This is a genomic window from Rossellomorea oryzaecorticis, from assembly GCF_038405515.1.
Lineage (GTDB): Bacteria > Bacillota > Bacilli > Bacillales > Bacillaceae_B > Rossellomorea > Rossellomorea oryzaecorticis_A.
On the sequence record NZ_JBBYAF010000005.1, the window covers coordinates 1 to 19,460 of the forward strand.

The following is a 19,460-nucleotide window of genomic DNA, read 5'->3' on the forward strand; positions in this document are numbered from 1 at the left end:
CCCGTGAGCCTCCTCGGCAAGCCTGCGGGGTCTCACATAAGCTACTCTTCCCGCAGGAGTCTTCGTCTTGCACTCCAATCAACCGCTGGAAAGAGCTAATTCTACATGTTCTTTTGAACAGATTAAAAACCCGAACTAATTTGCGTTTTAGAACGCAAACTAGTTCGGGTTTTACTTACTCTAAAATACTTCTTTCCTAGTCACTTTTATTAATTCTTGTCTGATAAAGGAAAAGAGATGTTAACCCTTGTTCCTTTGTCCTGTTCACTTTCGTATTCAATCATCCCCTGCATTTCACGTACGATTTTATTTGTGACCATGCTGCCGAGTCCGGTTCCTTTTGATTTGGTAGTATAAAACGGCAGTCCGATTTTCTTCAATTCTTCATGGGTCATACCTTTCCCATCATCAGAAATAGTAACCACGATTCTGTCTGAGGAGGGATTTACCTTTGTTTCTATATGAACGGATCCCTGACCCTCAGTTGCTTCGATTCCATTTTTTATTACGTTCATAATTGCCTGTTTCAAATACTGTACATCACCTTTTATCCAATGTTGCCCGGATTCATTATAGGTGATCGATACATTTGAATATGAAGCGAATGGTCTTAATAGTTCCACACAATCGCGCAAGACATTATCTACATTCAATAATGACAGTTGAAACTTACTTGGTCTTGCTACATTTAAATAGTCAGTGATGATTTTATTCGTACGATCCAATTCATCCATAATAAGAGGTGAATATTTTTTGAATTGCTTGTCTTGTGTATCTTCAGCTAGGTGCTGAATGAACCCTCGAACGGTCGCGAGGGGGTTTCGGATTTCGTGGGCGATAGATGCAGCCATCTGCCCAGCCATGTTCAGTTTATCAAGATACATCATTTCTTCTATCTGTTTATTCGTCCTGATCAGGTGTTCAATGATGAAGACCATTGATATGAATGTAAGATAGAACACAGTGAAATAGATAAAATAAAACGATGTATACAGTAAAGGGACGAAAAAATAAATAGTCACAAAATAAATCGCAGAATAGACAGTGAATATAATCGTACTCCACATAAATTTAGAAGAAGATGTAAGAAATACCTTGCGAAATACGCCTGCAGCAACGAATGCAAGGATGGAAACACTTAAACCTGTCATGACAAATGCGCCTCCGATTATCCCCCTGTAAATAAGTACAAGCAGAAGTACGAGAGATCCGGATATCCAGCCTGCATAAAGAGTGACAATCAAAATGGCGATCATCCTTAAATCAAAATGAGTTTCTCCAAGCGTTTCTATGGGATAGAGCATGCATAAAAAGGCTCCGAATGCGCCTATAAGCCCGTATGTAAATTTATGCTTCAAAAACAGCATTTGCTTAACTTTGAAAGGAAAAAGGGTATTGGCGTTATACGTTAACGATAATAGAATCGTGATATTGACCAATAAAGTCTTGATAAGGGTAATCAAATAAAAGCCTCCAAAAACGTTTTTCTTAATATAGTCTTAAACTTTCATAAGATACCAAATTAAGTTCAATATTACAAGTCAAAAAGTTCAAGAATTGACAATAAAGGAAGATTGAGTCCCTCTTCCTATTTTTTGAAAGGCGCCCCTTCCTGATGTTCACTCTTTGTAATAGCGGTGATAGTGGAATGAAGTTTTTTTCCTATGCCGGCTTGGTTTAAGCTGTGAAGAACCATCCCGATAACAATGATACCGAGTCCGAGTAATGCAGTTCCTTTAGGTAAAGGGGAAGAGAATAACATTACTTCACCAGCCATAACGAATAAAACCTGCGTTGATTGTGTTGCTTCCACAGAAGCAAGCTTACCTTGATGATTTCGGACCCGGTCGGTTGCTATGAAAAAGAGAGTGGTAGCGACGATTCCGGAACAGATTGCAACGATTAAGGATTGAAAAACCTGGCTGGATGAAGGCATACCTTCTTGCAGATAACCGGCAAAGGCAATCAGCAGCCAAAAAGGGACCGTCGCTATAGTCATGCCGAACACGCGTTGAAAAGTATCCAATTTTCCATCGCAGACTTCCATCATTTTTCTGTTTCCAAGGGGATAAGAGAAAGCCGCCAATACAACCGGTATGATACCGCTCAAGACCAATGTTGGAGTGAGTCCCTGAGCATTGGGGGTTTGGATGAGAATAACGCCTGACAAAATAAAAATTGAAATACAAAGAGAGAGCAGAGGTATTCTTTGTCGAACCGTTTTCATTCCTGAAGGAGTCATGACTTTTCGGGAAAATAATGGCCCAAGGAGCGTTCCGGCCACAATGGTCAACTGCCAGGTTCCCGCCACAAGCCAGCCTGGTCCATAAACAGCCGCATATGTAATAGGTGCATAAAATAAAACAAATCCGATAAAGCTCCACCCCAGCCAAGGGAGCGGATTTTTGATCATTTCCAAGAGCACCTGCTTCATATTCTTCCGTGCAAGAACAATCACAACGAGAAATGGCACCATGAATAAAAATCTTAACGAGGAGCTCCACAGCCAGCTTCCGCCTGAAAGCTCCATCGATCTGTTTAAAATGAACGTCACCGCGAAGAACATAGAAGCCGCTATACCCAACATCATCTCTTTCATGCTTATCACCTTTTTCATAGATATATTGTTTAATATATTAAACGTTAACAACAAGATAGTATACTCTTTTGTAATTAGGAAATTGTTATTATTCCCAGTCGCCTTTACTTCAACAGGTATTTTCCTTGCTATATAGAATATATACTATATAGGAGAAAAACGAATGAATTCCAATAAGAAGATATACCTTTTTCATGATTTGATTGTAAAGGGGTTGATAATGTTGAGTGAAGCTGAAATCCTTAAGCGCCCTCAAGTCATGCATAGGAAAATCGCGCGCAAAGAAATGGTGAAAAGGGTAATCCTGATTACGATTGGAGCCATCATAATGGGGGTGGGGCTTGAAATCTTTCTTGTTCCAAACAACGTAATAGACGGCGGTATTGTTGGTATTTCAATCATTCTTTCTCATTTGACAGGTATGAAGCTCGGGCTATATATCTTTGTATTGAACATTCCATTCTTTTTCATAGGTTATAAGCAGATAGGGAAGACGTTTGCATTTTCCACTCTGTACGGTATCATCATCCTTTCAGTTACTACCATCTTTCTACATCCGGTCCCTGCTTTTACACAGGATATTCTGCTCGCATCCTTGTTTGGCGGGATTGTCCTGGGGATAGGGATAGGGATGGTCATTCGTTACGGGGGATCACTTGACGGGACAGAAATACTCGCCATTCTTTCGAGTAGAAAACTCCCTTTGTCGGTCGGGGAAATCATCATGATTGCAAACCTGTTCATTTTATCAAGCGCCGGTTTTGTATTTAGCTGGGATCGAGCCATGTACTCATTGCTTGCTTATTATGTTGCTTTTAAAATGATTGATATCACAATCAAGGGTCTGGATGAATCTAAATCTGTTTGGATCATCAGCGAGAATTACGAAAAGATCGGTGATGCCCTTTTGCATCGATTGGGCAGAGGTGTTACATACCTTAAGGGGGAAGGAGCTTTTTCAGGAGATGATAAAAAGGTCATCTTTTGTGTAATCACAAGACTTGAAGAGGCGAAGCTGAAAGATATCGTGACAGAGCATGATCCATCAGCATTCCTTGCAATTGCAGATATTGCTGAAGTAAGAGGTGGCAGGTTTAAAAAAGCTGATATTCATTAAATTTATAAAGCATCGTTGGTAGGATCATAAAAAACGTTTAACTTGAAAAAGAAAGAGAAAAACGCACATGACCGCAGTCGTTTGCCGTTTTTCTCTTTCTTTTTTTTGTTATAGAACCCTTTCTTCAGTTGGTGGGACGAGATGACCTAGTTGGCCATAATTAAAAATTCTCCTGTATTCTCCCCAGACTCTATTTCGTCCGATTTCAGAGTTAAACCAATTTTCGCGAGTGATTTCACTATTCTGGTAAGTAGCATTGAAAGAAAAAGAAATATAGACTATTCCAGAAGGGAAATGTTTCATATGTGTCCTGATCTGCCTGCCAGCAACATGGCTTTTACAGATGACCAACATGGAAGCTATCGCGACAAAATCAATGATGTCTTTAGCATATAGTACATTTTCAAGAGAATTCGTTGATTGGTCTTCATAGATGATACTCTCTTCTGGTATGCCTGCTTGAAGGAGATAAGAAATAATGACAGATGCTTCTGTGATTGAATGAGATTGCCTCCCTTCCCATTTTGGGTGCGGTATGCCTGTCAAACTTCTTCCCCCTGTCACTATGATTTTAGGTGCAAGGTCCAGTTTGTAAGCCTCGATTGCTTTTTCCCAATGACCCGGGTGAGTGCCGCTGAAGACAAAAATCGCGTTGCACTTCTTAAGAGGTATTCTCTCGTAAAACGTTAGATCGGTAACTTTTTCTAATTGTTTTTTATCTAACTGAGGCATTTCAGTTTCTTTAGGTATTATAGGGTTCATTTTGTTCCTCCTAAATAGACGTAATCGCCTGTCATTTGCCAGAACTCTTGGTTTGCTGTGAGAAAAAGGGAGCCAAACTCATCTTTTCGGATTTGTGCTTGTTTGTGCAAGTTAGTGCGTTTAATCTTTTCCTCAATTTTTTTGTACTGATCCTCATCTTCATACTCCCAAATAGCCATAATCGATGTTTTTTCTGAATTAACCCATCTGCCGACGAGCTTAGATCCGAATCGGAGTTGGTTTGGAAGTAAATAATGGTGGAAAAATTCATTGAAATCTTCTAATCGGGTTGGTTCTATACAATACATTTTAAATCTATATACCATAATATTCCTCCTTTACTATTATAATAGTACATGTTTGTTCTGTTTTGTTCAATTTTTATTTTCAATATAGTTCCACTTTATTAGTGTTTATTAAGTTTTAGCTGAAAAATCAAATTTTATTGAAATTTTAAATCAGACTCTTGACACTTTGTAAATATTACCATATACTCTTTTTAACCGTTTGACTGCTTTTTGAATATACTAGTGTAAAGCGATGACGAGGACATGAATCATTTTTTATTTTCTTTTTCAGAGAACAGGGTCACCGGCTGAAAGCCCTGAAGAAAAAGGAATGGTTTACCGCCTCGGAGCAATTATGGTGAAATACTCAGTATCCATAATCGGGTTAAACCGTTATCTTACTTTGAGCGAAGTGAAGCAATTCGACCGCTTCGGAATTAGGGTGGAACCACGACCGACGCGTCCCTTGTACAGGGATGAGTGCGGTCTTTTATTTTTATATAGGAAAAGTGATGATGAGGACATGAATGATTCTTGCATTCTTACCAGAGAACAGGGTCACCGGCTGAGAGCCCTGAAGAAAAGAGAATGATTTACCACCTCGGAGCAATTATGGTGAAATATTCAGTATCCATAATCGGGATAAACCGTTATCTTACTTTGAGCGAGGTGAGTCAATTCGACCGCTTCGGAATTAGGGTGGAACCACGACCGCACGCGTCCCTTGTACAGGGATGAGTGCGGTCTTTTGTTTTATAAAATTATTGGGAGGAATGATTATGTCAGTTCAAAATGAAGCAGAAAAGAGAAATCATCGTAAGCTGGGTGCACAGCTTGAACTATTTATGTCGATGGAGGAAGCACCGGGGATGCCGTTCTTCATGCCAAAGGGAATGATTGTCAGGAATGAGCTTGAAAAGTTCTGGAAAGAGGAACATAGAAAGGCAGGTTATGAGGAAATCAAGACTCCGATCATGATGAAGCAGGAGCTCTGGGAACAATCTGGCCACTGGCAGCATTATCACGAAAATATGTATTTCACGGATGTGGAAGACCAGTCATATGCGATTAAGCCGATGAACTGTCCGGGAGCTGTCTTGATTTATAAAAGCAAGAGGAGAAGCTATCGCGAACTCCCAATCCGGTATGGGGAGCTTGGTTTAGTCCATAGGCACGAACTTTCAGGATCACTGAGCGGATTGCTCAGAGTAAGGTCATTCACTCAGGATGATGCGCATTTATTTGTCCTGGAAGAACAAGTTCAATCCGAGCTGAATAAAGTACTCGATTTGATTGATGTTTTTTATTCTAAATTTGGATTTCAATATAAAATTGAACTATCTACTCGTCCTGAGAAATATATGGGATCAATGGATATGTGGAATAAAGCAGAAGAAGATTTAGAAAAGGTTCTTCAGCAAAGAAACGCAGACTATCAGGTCAATCATGGAGACGGTTCGTTCTATGGTCCCAAAATAGATTTTCATCTCGTGGATGCGATTGGGCGAAGCTGGCAGTGCGGTACTGTACAACTGGACTTCCAGATGCCTGAGAAGTTCAATTGCGAGTATATTGGAGAAGACAACAAAGCACACAGACCGATTATGATTCACCGTGCTATTTATGGATCCATTGAACGGTTCATGGCCATTCTCATTGAACATTATGAAGGGAACTTCCCAATGTGGCTTGCTCCCGTACAAGTGAAAGTGCTGCCGATCTCTCAAAATCATTCGGAATACGCAGACAGAGTGAAGGGGATTCTTTTGGAGAAAGGATTTAGGGTGGAGATAGATGACCGGATTGAAAAGATCGGTTTCAAAATCAGGGAAGCGCAAATAGGAAAAGTACCCTATATGATGGTTGTCGGAAACAAAGAAAGCGAGGAAGGAAAGGTATCCCTTCGAAATCGTGAAGGGAAATCGCAATTTATATCTGTGTCAGAGTCCATTTCCCAAATGATGAATGAAGATGAAATGCTTAGATAAAAAAGTATTTGAGATGGGATAGGATGAAACCCCTGCTGTGTGTAAACAAAAACCCGCTTAAATTAGCGGGTTTTTAAATAGTATCATCTTTTACAATACACGACTGTTGTTCTTCGGTTCTTCGAGATTCATCTTATGTAGTTCCAGCTTCATTTTTTCAGTTTCGATGACAAAGTTTTCATGCTTCAATTGTTCCAGCTTTAATTGATCTTCAAGCATCTTTTGTTTAATCTTTGATTGCTTTTGAATATGATCTGTAAATATAGCAATGATAGGAATGGAAAAAATCATGATAACAGCAATTGTCCCAGTCATTTTTTTACCTCCTTGCTTCATTGAAGTATTTTCGAAGTATTTTCATCATTTAGTCTTAATAGTAAAATTATAACAAAAGGATACAGGCGCGTATATATGTTTAGATTACATATTTTTGAAAAGGCCGTCGATATACAGTCGCTATATCGGTTGACGGCCATACACTATTTACTCTCGAGTCAAGCCTGCTGAAATACTGTCGTCGAAGAGAGGCCCCGGGAAGAAATTTGCACTTTAGCCTTTAAGTTAGATGAAAAAATGGTATTCTATTAGTATGAGTAGAATTAGACTGGAGATTACATATGAGATTTACAAAGAAAATACCTAATACACTGACATTGGGCAATTTATATTGCGGCTTTTTATCAATTGGTTTTGCAGCCAATGGTCAGTTTAAGAACGCTGCTGTATTGATTATTATCGGAATGATGCTTGACAGTATGGATGGCCGGTTAGCAAGGATGCTTGATGCTGACAGTACCATTGGAAAAGAACTGGACTCCTTGGCAGACATTGTCACATTCGGGGTAGCTCCATCGTTCCTTGTTTACTATACTTCCTTCTATCAATTTGGATTATTGGGCTTTTTTGTTGCAGGGCTGCTGCCATTGTTCGGGGCATACCGTTTAGCACGTTTTAATACGAGTCCGCCCAAGTCCTCTTTGCATTATTTTATAGGCGTCCCGATTACAGCAGCAGGAGGGATTCTTGCCATCCTGACCTTATTCGGAGACCGTATTCCCAATATCGTAACGTCTGTCATTTTTACAGCTATGTGTTTTTTAATGGTAAGCAGAATACGTATTCCGAGCTTCAAAGAAATACCGCTTCCTAAATACGGAACGATCGTAACGATCTTTATTGGAGCACTCTTGTACGTCATATACAAAGGAACGTATGAGCAATTTCCTTACTTAATATACATCGCTGCCCCGCTTTACTTTGCCTACGTTGCCTATCGTTTTATAAAAAGAGGGAAACATGAATGATATTAAGAGATTGGGACAAAAGTTTTTTAATCTAAATAAACCCGAACTAATTTGCATTTTAGGAAGCAAATTAGTTCGGGTTTTTAATTTGTTTAAAGTATATTTAGGTCGGTTGATTGGAGTGCAAGACGAAGACTCCTGCGGGGAGAGTAGCTAATGTGAGACCCCGCAGGAGCGACCGCGACGAGGAGGCTCACGGGCTACCCGCGGAAAGCGAAGTCTTGCACGGAAATCATTAGCGGTATTAAGAGCCTATATTGAAATTGTTCATCTTTTTGTGCGGGATTTTAGTTTTGCCGCAGCCTCTTTAATCCTCAGAAGGCAGGAACACTTTTTCCTGCCATTTATGATAAAAGTAAATGATAATTGAGATACTGAGGATCACAAGCAGATACTGCCATGGTGTGATGTTTTTATAATTCGCAATTCCCAATACATCCAACAAAGGCAGAGCCACATAGCACATAAAGGCATCCATGATGATGTTTACCAGCAAATAAAGAGGGAACCGATGATGCGTAAAACGGAAAATCCAAAATGTGCCTATAGCAAATAACCCATATGCAAAGCTCACATCAATCATATACCCCCAAGGTACAATATATTCTTTAATTTCCCACCAGTCATACGTATATGCAATCTGGAAGACGATGGTCATCAATAAACAGGTAAAAATCGTGACCGGCATATAACGTCTGATGGTAGCAGGTTTGGCGAAAAATAGGGAGAACCAGGGAAGGGAAAAGGCGATAAAGAGAAGAACTTTTGCTGTCATATAAAAACTCCCAATAACTTAGTTACTAGTTATTCTTACTTTAGACGTGAAGTGTATACATGAAAATTGATTCAGTTTTACTGGGGATATCAGACTTCTAGAACAAAAGTGTTACCATATAAACTTTTTCACCGTTTAGTTCTTTAGTTCTTTTTTATCAATTAACGGATATCGCGTACTAACAAGTGCTATTTATCGATATACTTTATAGGCTTTATTCTGAGTGAAAAGGGGAGATGCTATGTTTAAGAAAATTTGGATGATGATTCTTGCTCTTGTCTTATTATTTCCATCCTGGGGGTTGGCTGGTGATTTCGGAAAAGACGATCCATCGGGTGTTCCGGGACAATGGTATGTGGGGACCACCCCTTCCTATGTGGCACCTTCAAAACACCCGGTATTATTTGTCCATGGGTTGAATTCCTCTTCCAATACATGGTGGAACGAAAATAACATGTATGATACCGCTTATCAAAATGGCTATGAGACAGCGTTTATCGATCTCTATCCGACAAAAACGATGTGGGATAACGGAGCACTGTTAGCTGGGAAGATTCGTGACATGTACAATTACTTTGGTGAAAAGGTGGTCATTGTCGCTCATAGTAAAGGCGGGATAGATACGCAATCGGCACTTGTTCATTATGGAGCATACCCATATGTTGCACGCGTGATTACATTGTCGTCCCCTCACCATGGTTCTGAACTCGCGGACCTTGCATATAGCAGCTGGGCAGGCTGGCTCGCCGGAATCCTTGGAAGCAAAAGTGATGCGACTTACTCTCTGCAGACGGGCTATATAAGTTATTTTCGTGAACAAACCGATTCCCACGGCAACGTCGGAAGAGTCCCTTTCTATACCTTTGCAGGTACGAAGTGGGGAAGCTTCGGAAGTTCATTTTATTGGGGCGGCTTATATCTTAGCTCATATGGAAGTAATGATGGAGCGGTAACGGTGAACAGTTCACGCCTGCCCTATGCTGCACATCTCGGTACAAGTTCCTGGAACCACTCTACGATCAAAGAAGGGTCCTCTACATTCAACCTGTTTAAAAGTTATTTGAATGAAAGCGCTCCATCGAGTTTTGGTGCCGGTATTCAAAGTATCGATTCTGAAGTCCAAACTGCTTCGACATATATTCGCGGCGGAGCATATAAAGGAAATAAACAGGAAACGTTTTATGTTGAGGAAGGAACTGAAGAAGTTACAATTGACTGGATCAGCAATCATAAAAACACGTCCCTGACCCTTGAAGATCCTGATGGAAAAGATACTTATACTCTTAAAACAACAACAGATGAAAATGGATTTTTCGATGATGCGTTTCATCACAGTGTTTCCATCGCTATCCCCAAATCAGGAAAATGGAAACTGCATGCTAATACTTCTGAAGAAGAACACTACCTGATGAATATCACTTACGATAGTGAAATGAACGACTCAGTGAATGTGCATATAAGCTCAGACACTATAAAAGTGAAGGAGAAAAGCAGCAAAGTTAAATTGAAAACGGATATTACCATTGACTATTACAAGAACGGGAAACTTAAAAAAGGAAAAATAAAATTCAAAGATTCTACATTCAAACTGCCTAAGCTCGGTGAAGGTGTCTACAATTTAACCATAGATGTGGATGGGGAGAAGGGCAGCGATAAATTTAAAAGGACGATGGTAAAGTCCATATATGTGGATGATGAAGGAAAAATGTATTTTCAATAATAGTAGATTCAACAACAGTGGAAGCTCATCTAATTGAGCTTCTTTTTTTTACGGCGGAAATGAGAAGCCGATGTGAAAAGGAAGTTGTTTTGTTCGATAATCGTTTTTCTGCTAACGATCCGTATATTTAGTCTCTGGACACAAGGAATCAATTTGCTTTTCATTCCGACATCATTTTTAGTCATTTTTCACCATCCGTCATTCCGGAATTTGGTTCTTTCGTTTCGTTTTTTCGTAAAGAAAAGGGTTTCTTGTCGAGCGCATCAAATTAGTTTAGAGTACCGAAACATTAAGGAGGAATACGTATGAAAAACAAATGGATCAAGGGCACAGTATCCGGGGTATTAATGGCATCGGGTATCTCACTGACCGTTCCAACATCACCCGTTTCTGCCGATGGACCAGGTTACAATGGGAGTGAAACGATCAAGAATGAACGTTTGCACAGTTATGATGAAATGTCTAAGCTTCTTGAACGTCTTGATGCTAAGTCAGAAGCTCTTTCACTTGAGGTATACGGACAATCTGTAAAAGGACGCGATTTATATCTTGCAAAATTCGGAACAAACGAAAACAATCCGACGATTCTTTATTTGACCCAGCAGCATGGGAACGAGGTACTCACGACAGAAGGGGCTCTTAAATTCATTCAACATCTCACTTCAAATTCAAAAGAAGTAAAAGAAATGTTAGATAAAGTGAATATTTTGGTGGCACCACGTTTAAATGTGGACGGAGCGGAAGGTGACGTGAACTTTTCTTTGGAAGATTATGTGTCAGGCACGCATACCCGCTATAATGCAAATGAAGTGGACCTAAACCGGGATCACGTGGATCGTCTACAGCCGGAAACGCATGCTCTCCATGAAAATGTCCTGCAGAAATACACTCCAGATTACATGATTGATCTTCATCACCAGGGAGCGGAGACAACCCTTGGGGATACAAATGAGTTAGTATCAGGTTCTATTTTATATCCTACGAACGAAGAAGTAGATCCTCAAGTCGTGGAAAAGTCCAAGCAGCTTGGCGCTGTATTATATAATACTGTGGAAAGCAGAGGTTTTGGGACTCTATCTAAATATATCGGCGGTTCTGCTCAAACCATTTCAAGAAATGGATTGGCAGCCGAGTATGGGATTGCAACGCTTCTTTTTGAAATGAGAGGTATGGCGGATCATTACCGTGAAGACTATGTACTTGGTCAAAAGAGCAACGGATACCTGATCAAGCAGGCGGTTATCGGAATGGAGGCGACAGCTAAAGCCATAGCTGATGGCTCGATTAATGAAGCAGATACTTCTTTCTGGGATACTTTGCCTGAGAGTTCTTATAATAGAAGCGAAAGTGAGTAATAACCTTTCGTGAAAAAAGTGCGTGTCTTTCTGGACGCGCACTTTTTTTATATATGCCTTTACAAATTATTTAACAATCATAACCGGACATTTCGCCCGCTTCGCCACTTTATGGCTCACGCTCCCCAGCACCATTTCCTGAAACGTATTCAAGCCGCGGCTTCCGATTACAAGTGCATCATATGTATGCTTGTTTGCATACTCCACAATTGCAGGACCGGGTTCTCCGTGTAAAATGATTGTTTCGTATTTTACATCAGCATGTTTCGCTTTTTGTTCAATCAATTGAAGTTTATATTTTCTTTTATCTGAGGCATCGGTTCCCCAGTGCTGAAGGACATCATCTTTTGATTGTTTCGCGTCAATCACATAAACAATGTTGATTTCTGCATCGGTTTGCAAAGAAGCAAGTGCAATTGCCTTGTCAGCAGCTCTGATTGAATGCTCAGAACCGTCAGTGGCAAGCAATATTTTTTTAAACATAGAAATCCCCCTCGAATGATTGAACTTTCTAAATATATTCTATTTTACACCTTTTTTCACATGAAAAAAGGTATCTTTTTTTACATTTTTACAATTCGTCAGAAAACATAAGAAAAACTGAATAAACAAGAGATAATTCCTTGTGGATGCGCTTTCATAGGTGGTTCACAAAAACAAATATCCATTATATAATGTGCCTTGTGTAAAACGGCCCCGACTTTCATGAGAGTTGAAAGTCACGACAAAAAAATAAACGAGGTGCATTATGAATTTATCTTCAAAAATTAAATATGAATGGTTTGGAAATATCCGCGGAGACATTCTTGCAGGGATGGTTGTAGCGATGGCATTGATTCCAGAAGCAATTGCATTTTCGATCATTGCCGGAGTAGATCCGATGGTCGGGTTGTACGCATCATTCTGTATCGCAGTTGTCATAGCGTTTGTCGGTGGACGTCCGGGTATGATATCTGCAGCGACGGGTGCAACAGCTTTATTAATGACTACTTTAGTGGCCCAGCATGGATTAAAGTATTTGCTTGCTGCTACTATCCTGACAGGTGTGATTCAAATTATCATGGGTGTCCTTAAATTAGGCCGCTTAATGAAATTTGTCCCACGTTCTGTCATGATTGGGTTCGTTAACGCTTTGGCAATCTTGATTTTCACAGCACAATTGCCGCATTTTGTCGGAGAAGAATGGATGATGTACGTGATGGTGGCTGCGGCATTGGCCATTATTTACATTCTCCCACGTTTTACGAAAGCAGTTCCTTCACCGCTTGTTGCAATCATTGCGGTGACGATTTTTTCTGTTATGGCAAGCACGGGAGTAAGGACAGTGGGGGATATGGGTGAATTGACACAAACACTGCCTATATTCTTGATTCCGGATATTCCATTTACCTTCGAGACGCTTCAAATCATCTTCCCTTATTCATTATCGATCGCAATTGTAGGGTTGGTTGAGTCTTTACTGACTGCTTCAATTGTAGATGATATGACGGACACGACAAGTGATAAGAATAAAGAAGCGAAGGGGCAGGGAATGGCTAACATCGTATCAGGTTTCTTCGGCGGTATGGCAGGATGTGCAATGATCGGACAATCAGTCATAAATGTTAAATCCGGCGGCCGGGGCAGACTATCTGCTTTTGTGGCAGGGACATTCTTGATGATCCTGATTCTCCTGCTGAATGATTTCCTCGTACAGATTCCGATGGCAGCCCTGGTAGGGGTCATGATCATGGTATCGATTGGAACATTTGATTGGGGATCTATCATGAATCTTCACAAAACGCCAATCACAGATACAATTGTCATGCTTGCTACTGTCATTACAGTGTTATTCACGCATGATTTATCAAAAGGAGTACTGGTAGGAATTATATTAAGTGCCGTATTTTTTGCTTCCAAGATTTCAAAAGTGAAGGTTACCACTTTGACATCGGAGCAAACCCATAAGAAAGTATACCGTGTGTCCGGACAACTATTCTTTGCATCCGTTACAGATTTCGTTGAGAGCTTTGATTTCACGGAAGATGTGAAGGAAGTGACGTTGGATCTTACTAATGCGCATTTATGGGATGATTCAGCCATAGGGGCGATTGATAAAATCGTGATGAAATATCACCAAAACGGTGTAAAGGTCAACTTATCAGGCCTTAATGAAGAAAGTAATAAATTGATGGATAAACTGGCTGTTCACAATAAGCCGGGTGAAATTGACAAGGTTGTAAACCATTAAACGGTATAAAACCAGCAGAGAAGAATCTCTGCTGGTTTTTTTATATTTAATAGATTCCGACTGCATCAAAGGAAAGGTTCACTGCATTCACCTCTGCCGAACCGCTTCCATAGAGGTCCGTTGCCGCCTGTACTGCTGCCGCTCTTGCCTGACTGAAAGTAGAGGAAGAAGTGAGGTATACAGTATTCATGCGATAATAGATGTCACCAAGCTTCTCACGTCCGATGCCCGGTACGGTTACACCGTAGAATGTACCGCCTTCACTTAATAGATAAGCTTGCTTGTTGATGATTCCAGAGTTGATGTGAACGCCGCCGTTGTCCTGAGTTCCCGTGTAACGGACGGAGTAATGGTCAGGGTCACCGTATTTGCTCGGGTCGCTCATGGATCTAAGGGCATCCCCGCTTGTACCAGGAGTGTAAATGTCTTCACCAATTTCAAAATCAGGATTTGAACCTTTTTCAAATTCTACAAGTGTTCCAAAGATATCAGAGATCGCTTCGTTCAAAGCACCTGATTCGTTCTGATAGACCAGGTCAGAGGAGAAGTTGGTAACCGCATGTGTCAGCTCATGTGCGACAACATCAATTCCGCCCGAAAGCGGTGCGAATGTGGTTCCGTCACCATCACCGTAAACCATTTGTGAACCATTCCAGAATGCATTGTTGTAACCGCTGCTGTAATGGACGGAGGATACAAGTTCAGCCCCGTTGTTGTCATAGGAATTTCGGTTATAGTTTTCTTTGTAGAAATCATAGGTTTGTCCAGCAAAGTAGTGGGCATCAACTGCTGCTGCATCATAAGAGTCGTTGAATACATTATCACTGTCTGCCCATAGCGAGCCCGGCAGGAAGAATTGAGGGAAGAAGGTCATGTTGTCCATGTCGTATGTATAAACTCCACCTCCGCGAGTATTGTCCTGAAGGTAATAAGTACTGCCTGAAAGTGTAGTATTGAGCAGCTTCGTACCGCCAAGGACCCCAGTGCCCGTACCTACTTGATCCGTTCCGCTGACTTCGTGCATATCATTGTATTTATTGAGGATTTCCCCAGTTTCAGTATCGATGAAATAGTTCCAGTTCCCCGGCTCAGGCTGCAGGAAATTCAAGTTGATGAAGTATGCTTGTCTGGCAGAATCACCATCTGTATAAACAACACGCTCGGGCTTTGCATCTTTTTCAAGCTTAGGATCAATCCCTAAATCTCTTTTTGCGATTTTGAGTGCTTTATTTGCGTTCACCTTTTTACTCGCATTCAAGCTTTTCTTATCCAAGTCGGCTACTACTGTACCTGAAAAAGCTTTGATGACACCATTTTGATTTACAACAGCTGATTGAGTGGAGCCCCAGACAGGTACACCATTAAACATTTGCTGAAAGCGGACGACTGTAAGCCCTAGCTCATCCTTTTCCACCGATAACACATTGAATTGTTCTTTAGCATCTTTATCTGTTAATTTGAAAGTATGTTTGTTCTTTTCTAAATAAGATAGAACGATAGACTCTGCCTTTTCTTTAGATGGGGCGGACAGGGCCCCTGATAAAAACTCAGGCGTGCCTGCTTTTTCATTCCATTGAACATTTGCATGAGGCTCGGCAGCGGCACTTACTGTTGCAAGCATCCCCGTCAATAAACCTACCGACAAACCAACACCTGCTAATTTTTTCTTATTCACATGATCTCCTCCTGTTTTTATTTCTAAAAATTCTGTCAATAAAAGGTTAACACTCTATTATATGTTTTGGTATTGAGAAAAACAGGGACTATTTTAGCAGGGAAAGTAGAGTGGTTTTATATTAATTCAGGAAAATTTTCATGAAATTGAAGATTTACTGACTATAAAAGTTTTTAAGGCTTGAATGGATAATTAGGTTAAAGTGATGAGGGACAAAGTATTTAAAAAAGAGTGCGTGGAATGACTGATGATTTTTACTGAATAACAAACAAGATCCCTCCATGCCTATCCGGCAAAGAGGGATCTTGTTTGTATTGTTTTTTTGAGAGATTAGTATCTTACAGCATCATATGAATTGATTCTGCCATGTTGAGTGTAAGTACCGGTTCCGCTTACGTAATCTGCAGTCTGCTCGATCGCTTGGCGGATTTGGCTATTGCTGCGGCCCTGGCTTGCAAGTAGACCAGCAAGACCTGCAACGTGAGGAGAAGCCATTGATGTTCCAGACATATATGAATACCCGTTATTCGGTACCGTTGCAGCAATGTCAACACCAGGTGCAGATACATCTACCCATGAACCATAGTTAGAGAAAGAAGCTTTACGATCATTACTGTCCACAGCACCAACTGCAATAACATTTGCATAAGAAGCTGGTTCAAATGTAGTGGATACTCCATCATTTCCTGCAGCAGCAATCACTACACTTCCTTTATTCCATGCATAGTTAACAGCACTTTCCAATGTAGTGGTCGAGCAATCACAGCCTAAAGAGAGATTGATGACTTCTGCATCTTGATCAGCTGCATAACGGATTCCATCAGCTATATCTGCCAATGACCCGCTGCCGTTAGCATCGAGCACCCGTACGGCAAGGATTCTAGTATTCGGAGCCATCCCGGCAATTCCTGTGCTGTTATTCGTTTCGGCAGCAGCTGTACCAGCTACGTGCGTACCATGGCCATTAAGATCCATCGGATAATAATCATTGTCTACAAAGTCATAACCACGAATCGTCTTGCCGTCAAGATCAGGGTGGTTGTAATCAACACCCGTATCCAAAACTGCGATTTCCTGACCGCTGCTGCCGCGGGTATAATCCCAAGCATAATTAGTGTAAGTATTTTGAGGGCCGTATTGATAACCTTGATAATAATAGTCATTTGGCGTCCATGTTGAAGCAAGATTGTAGTTTGGTTCAGCATATTCAACATTAGGGTTGTTGTTTAATGCTTTAACAACTGCTTCGACATTGCCGACTTTTAACACATCAAATGGTGATTTGACTGCATCGGTATCAGGAACTACAGTAGCATTTGCACTTCTGACGGCTTGTGCTTTTTCTGATTTCGTTGCGTTGTCCTTGAATTTAACAATAACCTCACCTTTTACATAGCTATCTTTTTCAAGACTTTTTTTAACGGCTGTGTTTTTGGGAGTGGTCTCCAGAGGGTTTGAATCTTTCGCGAAAACGCTTCCACCAAAACTGGGGAAGATCGCAAGCGAGGCGGCTAATGATAATGCGGCAATTTTTTTGAATTTCATAAACGTATTCCTCCATTTTCTTTTTTTAAAGTGAGTCCAGCATCATAACGACAAATTTCTTCTAATGACCATCTTTCGAATTCCCTTACCGTTTTCCTCCTTTCAAAATAAGACTGGAGATGCTGTTGAAGAAGGTTCCTTGTATGTAGTGCATCTCGCTAAATAGGATTCTAGCAAACTATGTAAAAATACAGAATACCCCCTATGTAAAGATAAATGGTTATAAAAGGAAATAGAAAAGTCAAAAACTAGATTTTTCTCTTAATTTATGAAATGTTTCCTGAAAACCCCTATTATAGCTTCGTTACGTGTAGGAAATCTGTCATGCCTTTTCTCAACCTGGCAAACAAAATTTTTATAATGACTGAATTCTTCAAAAGATTTTATGGAGAATTCTTACCATTAAGTGGTAAAATGACAATTGTGGAAAGGGGGAAATGAATTGCGGACAATTGTGATATCAGGTGGAGGAAATGAAAAACAGACTGAGGCGATTGATCGTCATTTTGTTTCCTTGCTAAATCCCGCCAAGCCGCTTTTATATATACCGGTGGCAATGGAAGCGCCACAAGTTTCATACAAGGCATGCTATGAGTGGATAACAGGGGTGTTCTGCCCTCTTGGAGTAGAACATATTGTAATGTGGACGGATTTAGAAGGTAAGAGTGCAGCAGATTTAACGTGCTTTTCCGCTGTCTATATTGGAGGGGGGAACACATTTCATCTTTTAAAAATACTGAATGACACTCATTTTTCAAAGGTGATAAGGGATTATTTGGAGGTTGGCGGGACTGTTTATGGAGGCAGTGCAGGTGGAATTATCTTAGGAAGTCATATTATGACCTGTGCAATCAATGATGAAAATAAAGTTCAATCAGAAGGTTATGAAGGTCTTGGATTCTTAGGTCGCTTTGCCATTCTATGTCACTATGAGAAAGGACAGGATTTATTCATTCAATCATTTATACAAGAATTTCAACTGCCTGTCATCGCTCTATCAGAGGAGACGGGATTATTTATAAGAGGGTGTGATATAAAAGTGATCGGAAATAAAAGTGCAATAGTTTTTGACGATAAGGGAAGTTGTGAAGTGAACATCGGGACTCTGATTGAATGAAATGAAGACAAAGGTGAGATAGCCTGGAGTGAGTTAATCCCCAGTGGCCCATCAATTCAGCACTATATACAAAAATAAAAGAACGAATTATCATTAAAGCATAAGAAATAGCAAAAATGTTATAAGGAAGACAGCAAAGAGAAGATAGGTGAGGCATAGATGAATTTAAAACTTCTGATCATTCCAGCGATCGGTATCGTGATCATGCTGGGTATTTTTGTGAGAAATGATGCCCGTACATTACATATTGAACCATCCGATTTACCTGTCAACAGAACCATGGCAGTTGAAATTTCCCAGCGATACCTTGCCGGCTGGTGGAAAACGCCAGCGAAGCTGGATTTTACTCCATACGCAACGAAAGATGTACATCAAATGAGTGATGAAATGATCGTTGAGATTATAGACGAAAGAGATATATCATCTTGTAAAGGCTATGAAATCATCATTAATAAAAACAACGGAACCGTCAAAAGCAAAGAAGAAGTCAATTATTGCAGGTAGAAGGGCTTCTTATGAAAGGTGATCAATACATAATGAATAAAATATTATTTTTCATTAGCTGTCTTTGCGCTTTTTTTGGTGTTACAATTTTGTTTTTTACCGGCATCCTCAACACTGTGATGCCTATGATGGGAAAAGCATCTTTTCAGGCAGCTATGGCAGGCAGTTATACACATGATGACTATGTAATGGATTTTACATTCATTAATTCATCTGCCGTCTTTTTGATTGTCGGAGGCGGATACAGTGCATATTTACTATACAAAAAGGGAATGTTGGAGAAATAAACAAAGATTTGAAAAGGGGTAAGAGAATTGAATGCCATTCAAGATTTCTGCAGGGATTTATTTTTGGATGTAATTGCAGCAATAAAGGGATTTCTATATGGCTTTATCGTATTTGGATTAACGATAGGAATAATCGGTGTCATGATTTATCTATTTTTGTATACAAAAAACGTGATTTTGTCATGACGTAATAAA

At 40.2% G+C, this 19,460-nt stretch carries 19 protein-coding genes and 2 other annotated features; of the genes, 10 read left to right on the forward strand and 9 right to left on the reverse strand.

Annotated elements, in window-relative coordinates:
• Positions 1-209: 209 nt before the first annotated feature.
• Positions 210-1,463, reverse strand: coding sequence for an ATP-binding protein (locus AAEO50_RS03595; RefSeq protein WP_341980541.1), 1,254 nt, complete (start codon positions 1,461-1,463; stop codon positions 210-212).
• A gap of 125 nt (positions 1,464-1,588) precedes the next feature.
• A complete protein-coding gene (locus tag AAEO50_RS03600) occupies positions 1,589-2,599 on the reverse strand; it encodes a multidrug resistance efflux transporter family protein (protein WP_341980543.1) in 1,011 nt (336 codons plus the stop codon).
• A 259-nt stretch (positions 2,600-2,858) separates the two neighbouring features.
• Here AAEO50_RS03600 and AAEO50_RS03605 point away from each other — a divergent pair, with 259 nt between their 5' ends.
• On the forward strand, positions 2,859-3,716 hold the full coding sequence (locus AAEO50_RS03605) for a YitT family protein (RefSeq protein WP_425383149.1): 858 nt from the start codon (positions 2,859-2,861) through the stop codon (positions 3,714-3,716).
• 108 nt (positions 3,717-3,824) lie between these two features.
• Here AAEO50_RS03605 and AAEO50_RS03610 read toward each other — a convergent pair whose 3' ends face one another.
• Complete coding sequence (locus AAEO50_RS03610) at positions 3,825-4,478, reverse strand: YdcF family protein (RefSeq protein ID WP_341980545.1); 654 nt, start codon at positions 4,476-4,478, stop codon at positions 3,825-3,827.
• Entirely contained in the window at positions 4,475-4,804 is a 330-nt protein-coding gene (locus AAEO50_RS03615) for an NIPSNAP family protein (protein ID WP_341980547.1), read from the reverse strand. Before AAEO50_RS03615 ends, AAEO50_RS03610 begins: the two co-directional genes overlap by 4 nt.
• Positions 4,805-5,009: 205 nt before the next feature.
• Positions 5,010-5,235, forward strand: a binding site (T-box leader).
• 33 nt (positions 5,236-5,268) lie between these two features.
• Positions 5,269-5,493 (forward strand) — a binding site (T-box leader).
• A gap of 51 nt (positions 5,494-5,544) precedes the next feature.
• Between AAEO50_RS03615 and thrS the strand changes: the two genes are divergently transcribed.
• On the forward strand, positions 5,545-6,753 hold the full coding sequence (gene thrS / locus AAEO50_RS03620) for a threonine--tRNA ligase (RefSeq protein ID WP_341980553.1): 1,209 nt from the start codon (positions 5,545-5,547) through the stop codon (positions 6,751-6,753).
• A gap of 90 nt (positions 6,754-6,843) precedes the next feature.
• On the opposite strand, the gene AAEO50_RS03625 is transcribed toward thrS, so the two are convergent.
• Positions 6,844-7,068: a hypothetical protein gene (locus tag AAEO50_RS03625; RefSeq protein WP_341980555.1), complete on the reverse strand. Its 225-nt coding sequence runs from the start codon at positions 7,066-7,068 to the stop codon at positions 6,844-6,846.
• Positions 7,069-7,370: 302 nt separating this feature from the next.
• Between AAEO50_RS03625 and pssA the strand changes: the two genes are divergently transcribed.
• Positions 7,371-8,057, forward strand: coding sequence for a CDP-diacylglycerol--serine O-phosphatidyltransferase (pssA, locus tag AAEO50_RS03630; protein WP_341980557.1), 687 nt, complete (start codon positions 7,371-7,373; stop codon positions 8,055-8,057).
• Between the two features lie 307 nt (positions 8,058-8,364).
• Here pssA and AAEO50_RS03640 read toward each other — a convergent pair whose 3' ends face one another.
• On the reverse strand, positions 8,365-8,832 hold the full coding sequence (locus AAEO50_RS03640) for a hypothetical protein (protein ID WP_341980559.1): 468 nt from the start codon (positions 8,830-8,832) through the stop codon (positions 8,365-8,367).
• A gap of 241 nt (positions 8,833-9,073) precedes the next feature.
• On the opposite strand from AAEO50_RS03640, the gene AAEO50_RS03645 reads away from it, so the two are divergent.
• Both AAEO50_RS03645 and AAEO50_RS03650 read left to right on the forward strand, forming a co-directional pair.
• Positions 9,074-10,552: a hypothetical protein gene (locus AAEO50_RS03645; RefSeq protein ID WP_341980561.1), complete on the forward strand. Its 1,479-nt coding sequence runs from the start codon at positions 9,074-9,076 to the stop codon at positions 10,550-10,552.
• A 305-nt stretch (positions 10,553-10,857) separates the two neighbouring features.
• Positions 10,858-11,907 carry a M14 family metallopeptidase gene (locus AAEO50_RS03650; protein WP_341980563.1) on the forward strand — a complete coding sequence of 350 codons (1,050 nt, stop codon included), beginning with the start codon at positions 10,858-10,860 and terminating at the stop codon, positions 11,905-11,907.
• Between the two features lie 66 nt (positions 11,908-11,973).
• Here AAEO50_RS03650 and AAEO50_RS03655 read toward each other — a convergent pair whose 3' ends face one another.
• Complete coding sequence (locus AAEO50_RS03655; RefSeq protein ID WP_341980565.1) at positions 11,974-12,390, reverse strand: universal stress protein; 417 nt, start codon at positions 12,388-12,390, stop codon at positions 11,974-11,976.
• A gap of 265 nt (positions 12,391-12,655) precedes the next feature.
• Between AAEO50_RS03655 and AAEO50_RS03660 the strand changes: the two genes are divergently transcribed.
• Positions 12,656-14,137: a SulP family inorganic anion transporter gene (locus AAEO50_RS03660; RefSeq protein WP_341980567.1), complete on the forward strand. Its 1,482-nt coding sequence runs from the start codon at positions 12,656-12,658 to the stop codon at positions 14,135-14,137.
• Positions 14,138-14,183: 46 nt separating this feature from the next.
• On the opposite strand, the gene AAEO50_RS03665 is transcribed toward AAEO50_RS03660, so the two are convergent.
• Both AAEO50_RS03665 and AAEO50_RS03670 read right to left on the reverse strand, forming a co-directional pair.
• Entirely contained in the window at positions 14,184-15,758 is a 1,575-nt protein-coding gene (locus AAEO50_RS03665) for a M4 family metallopeptidase (protein WP_341980849.1), read from the reverse strand.
• 384 nt (positions 15,759-16,142) lie between these two features.
• Entirely contained in the window at positions 16,143-17,357 is a 1,215-nt protein-coding gene (locus tag AAEO50_RS03670) for a S8 family peptidase (RefSeq protein ID WP_341980569.1), read from the reverse strand.
• A 442-nt stretch (positions 17,358-17,799) separates the two neighbouring features.
• Between AAEO50_RS03670 and AAEO50_RS03675 the strand changes: the two genes are divergently transcribed.
• The 4 genes from AAEO50_RS03675 to AAEO50_RS03690 all read left to right on the forward strand — a co-directional run bounded on the left by AAEO50_RS03675 (position 17,800) and on the right by AAEO50_RS03690 (position 19,451).
• Positions 17,800-18,474 (forward strand): Type 1 glutamine amidotransferase-like domain-containing protein, encoded by a 675-nt coding sequence (locus AAEO50_RS03675; protein ID WP_341980571.1) that lies wholly within the window; start codon positions 17,800-17,802, stop codon positions 18,472-18,474.
• Between the two features lie 159 nt (positions 18,475-18,633).
• Positions 18,634-18,978: a hypothetical protein gene (locus AAEO50_RS03680; protein WP_341980573.1), complete on the forward strand. Its 345-nt coding sequence runs from the start codon at positions 18,634-18,636 to the stop codon at positions 18,976-18,978.
• Positions 18,979-18,989: 11 nt separating this feature from the next.
• Positions 18,990-19,265 carry a hypothetical protein gene (locus AAEO50_RS03685; protein WP_341980575.1) on the forward strand — a complete coding sequence of 92 codons (276 nt, stop codon included), beginning with the start codon at positions 18,990-18,992 and terminating at the stop codon, positions 19,263-19,265.
• 27 nt (positions 19,266-19,292) lie between these two features.
• Complete coding sequence (locus AAEO50_RS03690; protein WP_341980577.1) at positions 19,293-19,451, forward strand: hypothetical protein; 159 nt, start codon at positions 19,293-19,295, stop codon at positions 19,449-19,451.
• Positions 19,452-19,460: the final 9 nt, after the last annotated feature.